This window comes from Desulfosarcina widdelii (assembly GCF_009688965.1).
In the GTDB taxonomy this organism is placed as follows: Bacteria; Desulfobacterota; Desulfobacteria; order Desulfobacterales; family Desulfosarcinaceae; genus Desulfosarcina; species Desulfosarcina widdelii.
Window position 1 is genome coordinate 74,027 of the sequence record NZ_AP021875.1, and the last position, 16,257, is coordinate 90,283.

Below are 16,257 nucleotides of genomic sequence, written 5' to 3' on the forward strand. Positions count from 1 at the left end.
TCATTCATGCAGGCCGGGCCAGTCAAAGTGGTATCATAGCCGCTTTTTTGGCCCGGGACGGGTTTCATGGACCGACCCAGATTCTGGAGGCACAAGATGGCGGATTCTGTCAGGCTATGTCGGATCAGTTCGACCTGTCCGTTGCCACTGCCGCACTTGGTGAGGCGTATCATAGCTGTGAGGTCAATATAAAACCGTATGCCTGCTGCGCCAGTTCTCATTCAGCGGTGGATGCCGTGCTGGAGTTAAAAAAGCTGGGAGGCTTTTCTCCAGCAGAGGTCGATACCGTTATCGTCAAAACCGCTAAAGGGGTTCAGGTGCAATGCGGTTTCCCATACAGGGCAGAGGGTGTGGTGCAAGCCCAAATGAGCCTTCAATATATTGTGGCCGTTATCCTGCTGGATGGTATGGCACTCTTGGAACAGTTTTCAGATATTCGGATTGTTGATCCACAGGTCCTAAACCTGGCCAAGCGCGTTCAGATTGTCCTGGATCCGGACATCGACAAAGTCTATCCCCAACGTTACGCCAACCGGGTGGAGGTGGTACTGAAGGATGGACGGCGGTTTGAAACCCGCGTGGATTTTGCCAAAGGTTCGACCGAACATTCGTTGAGCTTTGCGGAAGTGGCCCTCAAATTCAAAAGCATGACGGCCCAGGTCCTTTCTGCGGAAGCTGCGGAATGCATAATCAATGAGGTCGAATCATTGGAAACCAAAGAGGATATTCGTAGTCTAACGAAGCTTCTGATGTAAATCGCTCAAATCGCCCAAAGTGGGGCGGCTCAATCGATGCTGTGCTCCTTAATTTTTCGCCAAAGGGTGGTTCGGCTTATCCCTAAAAGTTTCGCAGCTTTGCTCTTGCTGTATCGTGCTTGGGATAAAGCTTTTATGATTATGGCTTTTTCACTCTTTAGCGTGGTCTCCTTAATACGATTTTTCAATTCGAAAGACGGCTTAGGCTTCGCTAAACTAGATTGGGTGAGTATGGTTTTCTGAATTAGTTCCCGGTAGAGTACATTCAACATATCATGCCTGCGGTGCAGGCTGCAATTTATGACAAGACGTTCAGCAAAATTTCTGAGTTGTCGGACATTTCCAGGCCAGTCATACTGCTTGAGCTTGTATACGTATTCTTCTGGAATCATAATAGGTTTAAAATTCTGGCGGTTTGAAAAGAGTTTTATGAAGTAGTCAAGAAGTACTGGAATGTCTTCCTGCCTGCGTCTCAAAGGAGGAATTTGGAGGCAAAGCACATTGATGCGATAGAAAAGATCTGCCCTGAACTTTCCTTCCAGAACCGCGTGGTGGAGGTCGCGGCTCGCTGCGGCAATGATTCGCACATCTACAGGTATTTTACGGTCACCGCCAACCCGCAAAATCTCACGTTCTTGGAGAACACGCAGAAGGCGAATCTGCATGGCTTTCGGTGTGGAATCAATCTCGTCTAGAAAAATGGTGCCTTTATGGGCGATTTCGAATTGCCCTGGTTTCCCGCCTTTTTTAGAACCGGTGAACGAACCTTCCTCATAACCGAATAGCTCGCTCTCCAGAAGTTGCTCGGGCAGTGCGGTGCAGTTAATGGAAACGAATGGATGCCGGGATCTCCTGCTGAGGTTGTGGATGCCATGTGCAAAAATTTCCTTGCCAGTACCCGTTTCACCGACGAGCAGGATCGTGGATTCAGTCTTTGCGTATTCCCGGCTGACGTTCAGAAGGTCCTCCATCTCTAGGCTGTCGTAAACCAGTTCGTCGAAATTGTATTTGGCGACAAGCCCTTTAGAGAGGGAACTGCGGACCACGTTTTCTGTCCGCATGATTTTGCCGATGTCTCGGAAGGTGGACACCGCTCCGATGGCCTCGTCATCCAAGAGAACGGGCAAGTGGCTGAAAACGTACTGGTCGTTATGGATCTGTCCTAATAGGTCCTGGACGGGTTTTTTTGTTGCCAAAACATGCTGGACCGGGCAGTTGGGAATCAGGTCGGTGATTGAATGGTTCATGACCTCGTCCTTTCCAATGTGAAGGATTTGTCGAGCTTTTGAGTTAATGGTAATGATGCGCCCCTTATCGTTAACAGCGATAATTCCATCGGAAGCGGCATCGATGATAGATCGGTAGCGACGGGCGGTGGCCCTTTCCTCCCTCCCTGATATGGCGACAGATTTTGCATTTTCGATAGTGGCTGCCATGTCTTCATCGGAGGTTCGGATTCCCACGAATCGGATGCCGAGGGTTTCTGAAATCTGCTCGCTAACACTGCCGCCGACAACTACCTCACATCCCTTGCGTTTAGATTGGGAGATGACCCGCTCCAAGCCTTGCCGATCATTGTAGATTTTCTGCACAATCTCAATGTCCAGCAACTCTTCCAATATCAACATGCCGTCCATTTTCTGTCTGAACGTGGGCAGAAGTATCCTCCGGCTTATGCTGGCGGCTGCTTTCAAGCTAACAAGAATATCCAGGGATCGGTGGGGAAATGATAGAACCGGAATACGAAGGTTTTCGCGCAACAAATGCGCTGTTCCCCGGCGGCTGATGATTACTTCGATGCCATTTCGCTGCATCTCTATAGCCTCGGGAATGGCATCATCCAGCCCTTGCGTATTGATGTGGATTTGGTCCTGCTGGTGGGCGGTGATTGCCTTAATGCGTTTGATTACGGGTTGACTGGAGGCGAAGATGCCTACTGTGACATTATTTGTCTGCATTGCTTCCTGTTTCATATTTATGAATTATACTGCGAAAGGTCATAGCATGCGATTTTATAAACAGTTTAACATTTATTTTGGAATGGCAGAAACTCCATAAAACCATTGCATTGATCTTGAGGTCCATTAACAATTTTCGCATTAAGTGGCCGTTCGCAGTATATTATTGGAACAATTTGTTTCATTGTAACAATCTATTGTCAATTTTTTTTTAACGTTTGTTGCTTACGGGGTTATTCTCCGTTGTCAAATTAGAGCATGTAATCCTTGGGCGTATGATGTAACCTGAAATACTTTTAAGTTTGGAAATCACTATGGATCCATTGGCTGTAGTCCGAACCAAGCGGAGGATAGCGAAAGTCCCCTAATCAAAAGAGATCAAGAAAAACCTACAGCTTTTGTGATTCTTGCTCCCATTTGATTTTCACACCAAAATTGTTGTGTGGGTTAGCGAAATTCCTGGAGGCTGATCTAAATTTTTTCTCGATTATTTTTTTGGCACGGTTTTTGTTATAACTGATCGTCGGGGGCGATGGAAGAGACCGTTAATAGACTCAAACTGTGTTTATTTCCAGTAAATCATAAGAACTGGCAACGACAACCTGAGCAGGTTTTGAAAAACACAGAACATTATGGTTTTGGCTAATCCCTTAAAATTTAATATCCAAATTCCCATCAACTTAAATCAACTTCAAAAATAAAAAACAGGTGGTCTCAACATGAAGGGAAAAGCAACGAAAATTACGGTCAATGCGAACGGACAACTAACGGTTCCCGACCATCCCATTATTCCTTACATCGAAGGCGACGGCATCGGTCCCGACATCTGGAGCGCCACGCGCACCGTCCTGGACGCCGCCGTGGAAAAAGCCTATCGCGGCGGCAAAGCCATCGCCTGGAAAGAGGTGCTGGCCGGCGAAAAGGCCTACAACACAACCGGCGAATGGCTGCCCCAGGACACCGTCGATTCCACCAAGGATTATCATGTGGCCATCAAGGGGCCGCTGACCACTCCGGTGGGGGGCGGCATCCGCAGCGTCAACGTGCAGCTGCGGCAGGTGCTGGATCTGTATGCCTGCGTCCGGCCGGTGCGCCATATCGAAGGCATTCCCAGCCCGGTGACCAAGCCGGAGGACGTAGACATGGTGGTGTTCCGCGAGAATACCGAAGACGTCTAAAGTGGTTTGGAATGGGAGGCCGATTCGGAGACTGCCAAAAAGCTGATTCGCTTGGTCGAAGATGAGACGGGACGTACCATCCGGGACGGTTCGGGCATCGGCATCAAGCCCATCAGCCGGTTCGGCACCCGACGTCTGGTGCGCATGGCCATCCAATACGCCATCGACCAGAAAAAAGCCAGCGTGACCTTCGTCCATAAAGGCAATATCATGAAATTCACCGAAGGCGCCTTCAATCGTTGGGGCTATGAAATGGCCTGCGAAGCCTTCGTCGACCACATTGTTACCGAAGACGAGTTGTGGGACAAATACGACGGACAGGCGCCGGAGGGGCGCGTGGTGGTCAAGGACCGCATAGCCGACGCCATGTTCCAGCAGATTCTGCTACGTCCGGCAGAATACGACGTGCTGGCCATGCCCAACCTCAACGGCGACTACATGTCCGATGCCCTGGCGGCCATGGCCGGCGGTCTGGGGATGGCGCCGGGGTCCAATATTGGAGACGGAAGGCCATTTCGTCTTCACGAGGCATATTAACTGTTGGATTTACCAGTATAGGTAAAAGGTACTCAATGTCGCACCCTGCCTTCCTCGCGCTAGTGGCCAACTCCAGATAAAGAGCCTGTGCTCCAAGGTAGTATATTTTTGCCAACGTTTTTATGGTTGTTGCTTTACCGGCTTCGCCGGGCATCAACTTAATCTTCATTCCGTACTTGCTCATAACAAGCTTGAATTGTTCCGCACCATCCCCTGAAACACACATAAGAACCTTATGTTTTTGCTTTGATGGGGGGCCGAAAATCGCGATATCGATAAAATCTGCTCCTTTGGCAGTAATCGCTTCAGCTCCTTTGTATTTCGATGTCGGGGTTGAATTAATTAGATCTGCGTACATCCTATCCGGCTTGATAAACTGTGCCGCTTCTTTGGCAACTTTTAGAGCAAGGTTACCCCAAACGGATGAAAATATTAATTCTGACTGAACCATCAATTCTTCAAGGCTCTGAACTAATTGAACATTTGCATCTAACGCCCGTTTATGGATGATTTCGCTATATTCTGGATCTGACTCCGCTTGGTCATAAGCAAAGATCTGTTTAATACCTGATGCCTTCAATCCAAGGGAAAAAAATAGGCTACTTCGCCGAAACCAATAAAACCAATCTTTGGATTTTCAGATTTCACTTTCTTCTCCTTATATTCGAACACAATAACAAAATTCAGTTTCTGTTTGAGCAATCGCGCCATCAGAGCTTTTGTATCCTCAAAAAGTCGATGAGCCCAGAATGTGCCTCCTAATAGAACGATCACCAAAAAGTTGAGAAGATCATGATTGCCTACATTACAATTGCTTTTAATACGATCTCTTTGTTACTGTTCGCCTTTTGCCAATCAAATTCATTAAGCGGCAAGGTAATCCGAGTGTTTGCAATCAATTTCGAAAAAGGCTTCTTCCAAATTATTTGTGAACCAGACCACGCCTCGAGTGCACCTTTTTTGAGTGTGTGCTCTAATTGGACAGAAGGGCCTGGGGAAAAAAAAGAAGCTCTGTATGATTTAATTTCCTTTTGAGTTATTTTTTGGGGCACTACATATCGTATTGGGCTTTCGGCCTTAATCGAAATGTACTCACTCACTCTTTCTCTATTCGGCTTCAAATATTTTATAATGTTCTTTGCAGCTCGTTTCCCTTCAAGTGCGCACAAGTCGTGCATTTCAGCACCCCGCAAAACATTTCCTGCAGCAAATATACCGGGGGCCGATGTCATCAGATTCATATCAACAGCAGGTCCAAAGGTCGCTGGATCATACCCGATTACCGTGTTATCAATAAGAGGAGAATAAGATCGAAATTTTCCTGTAAGAATTATAGTATCGCATTTCACTTCCTTAATTTCACCGGTCGTATTTTCGATCAATTTTACTCCGTCGACACGCTTAACCCCCGAAATAGAATGCAAGGTTGTATTTTTAAAAATTGGAAAACCAATTAATTTACTCATTGAATTAGCCAATTGGGGATATGTCTGAAGCTCATCATCCTCTTCAACCATTCCAGCAATTGACATACCAGCGCGTCGGAGGGTAATCGCACACGATAATGAAACAATCTCGCTACCAATAATTAGGGCACTCTTTCCTGGTTTTAGATGGAAGGAATTCACCAAATCTTGTAGAGTTCCCGTCGTAAAAATTCCAGCTGGACGCGGACCAGAAATCATTCGTGCATTTAGAGGGCTCTCATAACAACCGGTTGCAAGAAGAATAATCCGGGCATCGAAGGTCCTGAAACCTTCCGGGGATGCCACCTGTATTTCATGCAGGTCGCCTGAATGTCCCGGAACAATCTGCAGGACCGTTGTATCCAGGTGAATATCTGCGGCAGTTTTCCAGGCGAGGTTATTCATTCTTTTTGCGTATCCTGGTCCTGTATAGATTCTTTTTCGATCGCGCATACCAAAGAAAAAGTGACATGTACGAGGCATGCCACCCAATTCTTGTTCGCTTTCGAACAGAGCGACGCGGAGTTCTGAGGCATTTGATAGTTCAACACACGCCGCAATCCCTGACGGCCCTCCTCCAATAATCGCCACATCCAATGGGTTTGATTTCCGACCAGTCATAATGCATTCCTTTCGGGAAAAAACATAGCGGTATCACCTTTATTGTTCCAATCCCGCAAACTTCGAAGAAGTTCCTTTCTTTGTGATATCCTCAATAGGTTGTTTAAGCTCTTTTGCCAGGATTGATGCTATCTTGGCACCGCAGAAATTTCCCTGACATCGCCCCATAGACGCCCTGGTACGAAATTTCACTCCATCCAAGGTCTGCGCACCTCGGGAAACGGAGTCCATAATCTCACCTTCTGACACCGATTCACACCTACATACGATGCGCCCATACTCTGGACGCACTGCCAAATATTTACTTCGTTCTTCAATATTAGCCTCTCTGATGCATGGAATACGCTTCCGGCGTGGATTAAATTGATCGTTTTCCTTTAATTCGAGCCCTGCTTTTTCTAACATTGCCGTCACGTAACGAGCCATGGGTAATGCACCAATAATTCCCGGCAACCGAATGATTACATTTAATAACAGCGCATTGTCAGGGAGGAATTCAACAAGGTGATCAGCAGGGTACCTGGTGTTGAAGACACGCACGCCGGTAAAAGCAGAAATCACATCTTTTTCCGATATATCTGGGAGCAGTGTCTTCGCTATTTTCAAGCCACTTAATATACCTTCCCGTGAGTTGCCCGTATTGCCAGGATCATCTGTAGGATCGTAAGTACCGCATTCGACCAAGATATTGTCGGATCTTCGTTGAACGAGATGGATCTGACCGGGTCGATTCGGCCACCGAACTGTTCCATTGAGCAGTCCATTAAGCCTTCTATCCAGAATTATTATCTGCGTCTTGTTATACTTAAGTCCCCAGTTTCTGGTGCCTCCCATGTCGGAAACCCTGTCTGCCCACCCTCCTGCTGCATTTATAACGAATCTTGTTTTGATTGATCCGTTGTTCGTTTTCACGGTCTGTGAATTTTTCTGTTTGGTTATTCCCACAACCTCGGTATTCAATAGAATTTTGCAGCCGTTCATAACTGCGTTTTCAGCAATAGCCAAGACGAGATCGGGAGGGAAAATATCGACAATATGTTTCTCCGCGTAGAGAGCCGTTTTAATATCCTTGTTCAGGTTAGGCTCATATTTAAAGATTTCTTCTCTGTCGAGCTGTTTAAAATCTCCATAGATGCCACCTGCACTTTCACCAAGCATTACATATTTTTTAAGATCTTCAATTTGATCATCATCTTTCGCGACCACTAACAGAGGGGAATACTTAAATTTTATGTCTAGATCATCCCATGTCTGACGCCAATCATAAAATCCTTCTTCGGTCCACTGAGATAATAGAGCTTTGGAATCGTGCAATGCCTCAACCGTTAATGGCGTTCCTGGGGGTAAAACAACGCTCTTTAAAATCATGGAGCCAACCATATTTAAGCCGGTGTAGATGTGTCCCAAGGTTGCCTTGCTCGCGCCTGCACACAATTCTCCGCCGCGCTCCACAAGAACAACACCAAGCTTATATTTAGACAACTCTCGGGCGATCGTCACTCCCGTTATCCCGCCACCGATGATTGCAACATCGGCTTCCAAAACATTACCTTCCATTTTTTGCCTCCATGGCATCAGTCGTTGAATAAAACCTTGGATAAATCTTGAATTTTAATTAAATCGACGGACACACAACACTCAAATTATAGTTTATTCCCACGGAGTATCTTTAAATTGATATTAATTCTCGCATACCAAATCAGACAAACCGAGCCTTTCGATCATTTCTTTTCCCGGGATCCCAGTGTCTCGATTCCAACCACGATCCGCATAATAATCTTGGAGCATGCTTTCAAGAGGGACGGTATTTCCCTTTGCCAGTCCGTCCGGCAAAGGCTCGTTTAGGCACCGCCATGGCAAATTATCATCTGCCTTGGAAAACCCTTCCCTTATGTTGAAAAGTTTTTCCAGCGTAAATATTCTATCCGCTATTAAAATCGCCTCCTCATCGGAAAAGTTCCAACCGGTCACGGCATTAACAAACCTGAGTCGATGGGAATCATTCATCCCGAATCTGGAAAAACTACACATCACCATCGAGTCCTGAAGACAGTATCTGTTTTGTTCCCGACGTACTATTTTTCCTTTTTTTACATTTGTCAGTGTGTCCTTTAGTTCCATTTTCTCAGCTGTAAGGGTGGGGCCAAAAGAATGGTTGGCGCCTGGCGTCGCCGTTGCATACAACAACCCCATACCAACTAAAGCCCTCGGTTCGTAAGCTGCAAAGTCCTGGCCTTTGCTGTGCATGGCGAATTTGTCGGAACCTTGCCCGATCATTTTCGATGCTCGTTTAGTCCCCTCTGCGAGTACATTGCCAAAGCCATCCCTTCGGGATATTTTCTCTATCAGGGATATCAAGGTTTCTGTGTCGCCGAACTTTAATTCCAGTCCATCGGTGTCTTTCTTTGTTATGATCCCCTTTTGATAACACTCGATGGCAAAGGCGATAACGCTACCCGTACTAATTGTGTCCAGTCCATATTCGTTGCACAAGTAATTAGCCTGTGCGACCGTTTGGATATCTCCAATACCGCAGTTGCTTCCTAATAGCCCAATGGTTTCATATTCTGGACCGGGTAGCACCATTCCTTTAAAAGGCCCTTTCTTGATTAGGGCCAGCTTCCCGCACGGAAGTGGACAACCGAAACATGACTCGTTGTGAACATACAGCATGTCTCTTACGTTTTCTGGCATCAACCCTTCAATCCCATCGAAAGTCGACCGCGAGAAATTCATTGTCGGCAGAATGCCGGAACTGTATGTACTCGCAAGGGTTCCTGGCGTTCCAAATTCTATTCGTTTTGAAACGTCTGGATTTTCCTTAATTGCGGTATAGGTTTCACCAAGTAATTTTTTAAATTGTTTAATATCTGCTACATGAACGCTTTTATTTCCCCTAACCACGATGGCTTTTAAATTTTTCGAACCCATTACTGCGCCTGCCCCACCCCGTCCCGCGGCTCTTGATCCGACAATGACCCCGGAAAACCGAACACGTTTTTCGCCGGCGGGACCTATTGGAACAATACTCACAGTTGGATCATTCAACTCTGTTTTAATCGCTTCCTGTGTATCGCTAGACGTCATACCCCAATACTTTTGGGCATCCTTAATTGATACTTTCCCGTTATCAATTAGCAGATAAACTGGTGTTTTTGCTTTTCCTTTTACGACGACCGCATCATATCCGGCATATTTCAACTCTGCGCCAAATGTGCTTCCACCACATACTGATCGCGACAACGATCCTGATAGAGGCGATTTGTTTAAAATGATGAACTTAGGCGTGAAAGGTGTCAGGGTGCCTTGGAGTGGACCTGTTATGAAATATATAGAAATATTTGGAGAGAAAGCGTCTTCATGCGGAGGAATTTCCTTATAGGCCAGATAGGCTCCTAACCCTCTTCCACCTATATACTGTTTCATGACCGACGATTTCAAACTTTCATCCTCAATTGTTTCATCGGTCAAATTAACTCTTAATATTTTTCCCATGAACCCATTTTTTAGCATGCAGCCTTCTCCCTATTCATAAACCAAGGCGCCGACTGGACAATAAAGGACGCATCTCGGTTCTCCTCCACATAAATCGCATTTCAACGCTTTTGCTTCTTCATTTTCCCTGCATAAAGTCATCACATCGTATGGACACTCATTGATGCATTGTTCACAACCAATACAATTTTCTTGATCCACAATACTGATATGCAACTGTTCATTCATATCGAACGCATCTACAGGGCAAATTTCTATACATGGAGCAGGGTCGCACTGTATGCAGATGTGAGGTCGATCTATATTTTTAATCGATTTATTGAGACCAAAGTCACGATTGCTTTCAACTCGAATCAGCCCATTTCTATAATTAAAAGCACCATTAAAATGGGACATAGAACATGCCAACTCGCAAATTCGACATCCGACACATCGTTCTGTAATCACCTTCAATTTTTTTTTTGACATCGACAGACAGTTCCTCCCGAATTGCTCTCCGCAACAAAAAGGCTGATCAGCGGCATTAAAATCAACATTATTTCCGTAATGCACGCTACCAATCGAACATGGGCCGCGGACAGTCATTCATGCTATCCATCTCGCTTACCGCTCTGCCTCTGTTCAATCGCGTATCGAACCAGTGCCCCATACCGGAAAATCCCGTGAAGGAATTTTCCGTAAGGCATCGTAACAAAGAATGCTATTACGAAGCCGAGATGAATGGATAGCAAGCTTCCCATAAGCGTCGTGGCCCTCAGGCATAAAAGCAGCGTCCCCGACAAGGCCGTCAAGAAAAGCAGCACTATAAATGCAACGTCCATCCCTAAATTTTTAGAAGCCGCTGGCATCCGGTCCATCCGCAACTTGAGATACATCAACCCTCCCGTACCGACCAAAAGCGCTATTCCTCCTATAGTCCCTAGAAGGACCGGCCAACTCCAAAATGGGTATGGTGCAGGACGATTGAGAAAATGATCATAGAAGAAGGCGACTGTAGTCGAAATCAGGCAAAGCAGAAACCCATAAAAAACTGCATGATGGAAATAGCGCCGAATCATTCTGAATTTATAATCGGGATAGTTGCATCCTTCCCCTCCCCCATCCAAATATTTTAACCGCAGCACATCACATACGGCCAGGATATGGGCTCGCCAATCGGCAAGCTCCTCAGGAGTCCCCCCGATCTCCCGCCATTGATTGCAGAACCCCTTCCACAGACTGACCAGCGTGAAGACTGCCAAGGCCATAAAGGGTAAAACCATAGCGGTATAGGGGATTACCTTGTAAAATGCATTTTCACCAGTATGGATTCCGAAAAATACCTCCTGACTTTGGAACAAGAGGGTCAGCAACAACACCGCGCAAACACTGAGCACCGTCACAAAGGACACCAGCAGTCCATTGTTCCGAAAAAAACCTTTCACCGCCCGAGGCCAGGTGGAGCTTAGGTATGTCTCTTGTCTTAGTTCCGCCATGGTCTTGGGCACATTGACCGCAAAGGGGTGATTCGGCGCATACTGACATGCATAATAGCACGCGCGGCAGTTATGACAGAGGTTCGCCAGGTACTTCAAATCCCCTTCGGAGAAGGTCCTCCTAAGTCCCATAGCCGGGTACACTGCGCAAAACCCTTCACAATAGCGGCAGGCGTTGCAGATTGTCATCACCCGTTCAGCTTCTTTTAAGATCGTCGATGACATAGCGCACCGCCTCCTTACCAGCAATTCTTCCGAATACAGTTCCGATGGTCATGCCAAAACCTGCCATATAGCCATGTCCCAGGATGTTGCCCGCCATGATCTCACCCGCTGCAAAAATGTTGGGAGATGGAGAATCGTCCTTTAAGATCACCTGGGCGTGTTCGTTGACGGTCACCCCGAGATAAGTGAAGGTAATCCCAGGCCTTAGAGGATATCCATAGTAGGGGGGTGTATCAAGTAAGCGGGCCCAGTGGCTCTTTGGGATCGCCAGCCCTTCTGTACCACAGCTGTCCAACTCAGTCGGATCGAAGGAACCCGGCCGAATGGCATCATTAAAGACGGCAACGGTTTTCTCTAGAGCGTCCGGATCAAGTGATATTTTTTCAGCCATCTCCCGTATAGACATGGCTTCGACGGGCGGGAAAACCGATGGCATGAAGAGATCGATTGACTTGGCGTCAATAATCGAATAGGCAATCTGATCAGGCTGTTGGGCAACTAGCCGTCCCCAGATAGCGTAGCGTTTTGGCCAAAAATCTTCTCCCTCGTCATAAAACCGCTTGGCATTCTTGTTTACGACGATGCCGAACGAAACACAGTCCAATCTCGTAACGATGCCGCCATCAAATTTAGGAGCCCGGGCGTCGATGGCCACTGCGTGGCACTGTTGGGGGTCGCCAACAGGTTTGGCACCCTTGTCGAGTAATTCACGCAACATTTTACCTTTGTCATAAGGGGTACCCCTTATGATGAAGTTGTCGGCGACATCACCCCAGGCTTCTTTAAGCATCTCTATATTGGCTTGGAATCCGCCAGCAGCCACTACTACCGCCCTGGCCGAGACAGCCTGCCAGGAACCCCTGGATTCGAATGTGGCCGAAGTAAAGCAGCCTTCATCAATTGCCAGATCGACGACTTCGGCATCGTAAAGGATCACCACCCCAAGTTTCTCGGCGGTGGCATAGTAAGCGTTCATGAGAGCCTTGCCGCCGCCCATGAAGAATGCATTGGTTCTGGACAAGTGCAAGGTACCACGCATGGATGGCTGGAATTTGCAGCCGTGTCGCTCCATCCAGGCACCTAAATTGTTCGAATCACGGATCGTGAAGCGAGCCAGCTTTTCGTTGGTCTTGCCACCAGTCACGCGAATCAGGTCTTCCCAGAATTCCTTTTCACGGTAAGGACCGGTCAGAAACGAGTTGCTCTCATTGTGGAGATACCGCAAATTTCGCGTGTGGCGGCTGTTTCCCCCCCTGAATTCAAAGGGTGCGCTCTCGAGCAGCAAAACGCTCGCACCAGCTTCGCGGGCTGTCATGGCCGCGCACAAGGCGGCGTTACCACCTCCCACAACCAGGACGTCGAAGGTTTCGGCCAGATTAATGGTCGTTAGGCCGGTTAAGTTCCTGTTGGTCACGACGTTTCCTTCTATTCATATGATTGTTCAAGGGAAATTGTAGCTCCGGATATGATAATCAGAGCTACTTCCCAGTTCATTTCAAATTGCGTACCACCCATGTCAATTCCGAACTGCGGTTAGAAAGATTAGTAAAGTTGATGGCTCCTTAAAAAGTCGAAATTTCAATTTTATAGTGCTTTAACCAACTGTTATTATTGATAGGAAAGATGCAAAAACAGCATTTTGGGAACTTTTTACGGGATAATCAAAATTAGGAAAGCTTTCAAAGGTTATTAGGTGCATGTCACAAAATGGGAAACAAAATGTTTTATTCTCTTAACGTTTTGTCTTAACAAATTGTTCCTGAAACGACTTCTATCGTTTTAATCACAGGTGTGGCTGGGGAAGGGGAAGGGGGTGTTAGATTGATCTATTCGACTGTGGAAAATTTTATCATGGTTTGAAATTGTCTGATATCCAAAAATCATCCTTTTACAATAGAAAATGACGAACTCAATCATCTGGATATCAAACGCTTACCTTGGGTGTGGTCCGGCATTGTAATTATTTCCCGGAATGGAGAGTTACGATTAATGCATTGATAGACCAAGGATGCTTATAATCATATTGCCCCTTTTAAATATCTACGAATAGCCTTTTACTTGCTGTGACTCATGAAAAAATCATAGATCACATCCGTTGCATTTAGAGATTTGGACGGCTCATCGCCTCGTTTGGAGCCTTTCTCACCCCCAGGCCAAGCATGGCCGCCATCGTTCGCAACATAGCGAACAACTTCGCGTCCGGCGGGACAGTTATACTGCACAACCGTAACCGCACCGTTTGCGGATTGAGAAACTTCCGGTTTGCGCTGGCAGTCGTTAACGTTAGACCAGAATTTTCCTTGATAAGCAGCAGGTTTAAGTGGCGTGCCGTCCCAAGCCTGCGGGAAACGCCCACCGCCGGGTCCTCCTTCAAGTGGTATAGATTCATCAAGTTTTCCGTTGATGATGATCGCAGGAACAGGGGGAAGAGGGGCCGGGTTAATCCCCGAACATCCCGCCTACGACCGGCGCAATCGCTGCTATTTTTCGTGACAACTTGGCTCCCAGTTGATTCGTCAGTAACGCGCCATTGGAGATGCCGGTGGCATAAATGCGCTTTTGATCGGCACTATCATGGGCGACAAGCCCGTCAATCAACACGCTTATGAAACCGACATCGTCAATGTCTTGTTCCATGGCATAACCGCAGCAATGTTCAGCGTTCCATGTTTTTATCTTTTTCATTCTCTGGAACTTGCTGGTGCCGGATGGATAGACGGCGATAACGCCGCAGGGCACGGCTTTTTCTGTAAAGCCTGACATGCGTTTGCCGTTTTCACCATTGCCGCCACCGCCGTGCAGCATGATAATAACAGGCAGCTTAGAGCCATTGGCTGCCATCTTCGGTTTATCAATAATATAGCTTCTTTTTAATCCATCGTGCATCAGGGTCCTTTTTTCAGCCTGTGCAAGAGATGGTATGTTCAGTGTAGCGGCTATGATGAGAAGTAACAACACGGATATTTTTTGCTTCATGACGTCTTGCTTTCGATTTATTTAGAATTCTCAGGTGTTAAAAAACTTCACCTGTCTCCTGCATTTCAGCCAAATCCAGGAATCCAGATAACTCTTTTGGAAAGATAGGTTGGCTTGTTCCTATTAATTTAGTCAGATGTGATGCTGCATTGTCTTGGCTTTTCAGCGACGCCGAAGTGTGAATCCACAATGTTAAGGCCGAGCGATGCTTTGTAATTTTGGTATCGATCTGTATATGAGTAAACCACGAACTCCATGAATTAATGGATAACAAATCACATGCGGTGGCCAGGGGATCAAGCGACGTCCAACAAAAATCATTTCTGTGCGTATGCTTTTTTTCTCCGCGAGTAATTCAGCTATGCAAAGCCCATTATAGGGTGCCATAGATACGCCATGGCCCATCAAGCCGAACGAATAAACCGGATGAACATTGATGTTCCGTAGGGCCGGTTGGTGGTTTAGAGGAGAAAATAATGAAGAAAACTGATTTTTACGATGTTGTGGTCGTGGGTGCCGGACCGGCAGGCCTTCAGGCCGCCATCCATGCATCCCGAAAAAAGGTTTCGGTGCTGGTGCTGGGAAAGGAGCACAAGAGCAGCCTATTTCGGGCACATGTGGAGAACATGGTGAGTTTGTTCAATGCCACTGGCAAGGCGATGCTATAAACTGGCCGACGCCAGGCGAAAAACTTCGGCAGCGAGTTTATGGATGAAGATATCCTTAAGATCACTGCAGATGACGGTCGGTTCGAGCTCGAAACCGAAGGCGGTAATCATCTCGCATGCAAGACACTGATTTTAGCCACTGGAACGGCACGCAACAAGCTTCGGGTCAAAGGCGAAAAAGAGCTTGTCGGCAAAGGCGTCAGCTACTGTGTCGACTGTGACGGTAATTTTTTACCGCGGCGAGGAGGTAACAGTGGTGGGCAGTGAAAGTGCCGCTGCAGACGGCGCACTGACCTTGGCCGAGATTGCTGGGAAAGTGCATCTGATTTGCGATGATTTAAAGGTCTCAGAGGCGTTGCTGATAAAACTCGATAATAGCCAAGTGGTGGTGCACCGAGGTGCTAAGGTTAAGAAAATTTCCGGTAAGGAAGAGGTCAATGCGATCGTTCTCGATGACGGCACCATCCTTTCCACATCAGGTGTTTTTATCGAATTGGGCGCAAAAGGGCTCATGGAACTGGCCACATCACTGGGTGTGGTATTGGACGATACGATGCGATTCATCCAAGCCGACAAGGCCCAGCGCACAAATGTTTCCGGCATTTTCGCCGCAGGTGACATTTGTGGCCCACCCTGGCAGGTGGCCAAAGCTGTTGGCGAAGGATGTGTCGCTGGTATCAATGCGGCTGACTATGCAAAAAAGTTATAGCCGACTCTGCAATTGCCCCTGAAACTTAATCAAAATGAGTAACGATTCCATGAGGCCTGAGTCACCATTCAACATTTTGGAACTAGATGGCCAGATTTGATGTAATCTGCAATTTTTCAAGGGGCAAAATTGTTTGGATATTTTGCCATAGATCCAACACAAAGAAATCATTGAAAATATTAGGATAGATTTTG

At 46.8% G+C, this 16,257-nt stretch carries 11 protein-coding genes and 2 pseudogenes; 4 read left to right on the plus strand and 9 right to left on the minus strand.

What is annotated here, in order from left to right; all coding sequences use genetic code 11:
* Positions 1-2 precede the first annotated feature (2 nt).
* On the plus strand, positions 3-755 hold the full coding sequence (locus GN111_RS00370) for an MmgE/PrpD family protein (protein WP_269433868.1): 753 nt from the start codon (positions 3-5) through the stop codon (positions 753-755).
* A 29-nt stretch (positions 756-784) separates the two neighbouring features.
* Here the strand turns inward: GN111_RS00370 and GN111_RS00375 are convergent, their stop codons facing one another.
* Entirely contained in the window at positions 785-2,713 is a 1,929-nt protein-coding gene (locus GN111_RS00375) for a sigma 54-interacting transcriptional regulator (protein WP_170302060.1), read from the minus strand.
* A 719-nt stretch (positions 2,714-3,432) separates the two neighbouring features.
* On the opposite strand from GN111_RS00375, the pseudogene GN111_RS00380 reads away from it, so the two are divergent.
* Positions 3,433-4,428 (plus strand): annotated as a pseudogene (locus tag GN111_RS00380) (NADP-dependent isocitrate dehydrogenase).
* Here GN111_RS00380 and GN111_RS34310 read toward each other — a convergent pair.
* The 8 genes from GN111_RS34310 to GN111_RS00420 all read right to left on the minus strand — a co-directional run bounded on the left by GN111_RS34310 (position 4,316) and on the right by GN111_RS00420 (position 14,686).
* Complete coding sequence (locus tag GN111_RS34310) at positions 4,316-5,008, minus strand: NAD(P)-binding domain-containing protein (RefSeq protein ID WP_155301850.1); 693 nt, start codon at positions 5,006-5,008, stop codon at positions 4,316-4,318. The pseudogene GN111_RS00380 and the gene GN111_RS34310 sit on opposite strands and share 113 nt — an antisense overlap.
* Before the next feature lie 220 nt (positions 5,009-5,228).
* The gene (locus GN111_RS00390; protein WP_155301851.1) at positions 5,229-6,515 is read right to left on the minus strand and encodes an NAD(P)/FAD-dependent oxidoreductase; all 1,287 of its coding nucleotides are present in this window, start codon (positions 6,513-6,515) and stop codon (positions 5,229-5,231) included.
* A 39-nt stretch (positions 6,516-6,554) separates the two neighbouring features.
* Positions 6,555-8,072, minus strand: coding sequence for an NAD(P)/FAD-dependent oxidoreductase (locus GN111_RS00395; RefSeq protein WP_170302061.1), 1,518 nt, complete (start codon positions 8,070-8,072; stop codon positions 6,555-6,557).
* A gap of 123 nt (positions 8,073-8,195) precedes the next feature.
* Positions 8,196-10,028 carry an aldehyde ferredoxin oxidoreductase family protein gene (locus GN111_RS00400; protein ID WP_155301853.1) on the minus strand — a complete coding sequence of 611 codons (1,833 nt, stop codon included), beginning with the start codon at positions 10,026-10,028 and terminating at the stop codon, positions 8,196-8,198.
* 12 nt (positions 10,029-10,040) lie between these two features.
* The gene (locus tag GN111_RS00405) at positions 10,041-10,595 is read right to left on the minus strand and encodes a 4Fe-4S dicluster domain-containing protein (RefSeq protein ID WP_155301854.1); all 555 of its coding nucleotides are present in this window, start codon (positions 10,593-10,595) and stop codon (positions 10,041-10,043) included.
* Between the two features lie 5 nt (positions 10,596-10,600).
* Positions 10,601-11,710, minus strand: coding sequence for a tricarballylate utilization 4Fe-4S protein TcuB (gene tcuB, locus GN111_RS00410; RefSeq protein WP_155301855.1), 1,110 nt, complete (start codon positions 11,708-11,710; stop codon positions 10,601-10,603).
* Positions 11,682-13,124 (minus strand): FAD-dependent tricarballylate dehydrogenase TcuA, encoded by a 1,443-nt coding sequence (tcuA, locus tag GN111_RS00415; protein ID WP_269433807.1) that lies wholly within the window; start codon positions 13,122-13,124, stop codon positions 11,682-11,684. Before tcuA ends, tcuB begins: the two co-directional genes overlap by 29 nt.
* A gap of 1,025 nt (positions 13,125-14,149) precedes the next feature.
* On the minus strand, positions 14,150-14,686 hold the full coding sequence (locus tag GN111_RS00420; RefSeq protein ID WP_155301856.1) for a CE1 family esterase: 537 nt from the start codon (positions 14,684-14,686) through the stop codon (positions 14,150-14,152).
* Between the two features lie 476 nt (positions 14,687-15,162).
* Between GN111_RS00420 and GN111_RS34105 the strand changes: the two are divergent.
* A pseudogene (locus GN111_RS34105) lies at positions 15,163-15,621 on the plus strand (NAD(P)/FAD-dependent oxidoreductase).
* On the plus strand, positions 15,611-16,063 hold the full coding sequence (locus GN111_RS34110) for an NAD(P)/FAD-dependent oxidoreductase (RefSeq protein WP_269433808.1): 453 nt from the start codon (positions 15,611-15,613) through the stop codon (positions 16,061-16,063). Before GN111_RS34105 ends, GN111_RS34110 begins: the two are co-directional and overlap by 11 nt.
* Positions 16,064-16,257 lie beyond the last annotated feature (194 nt).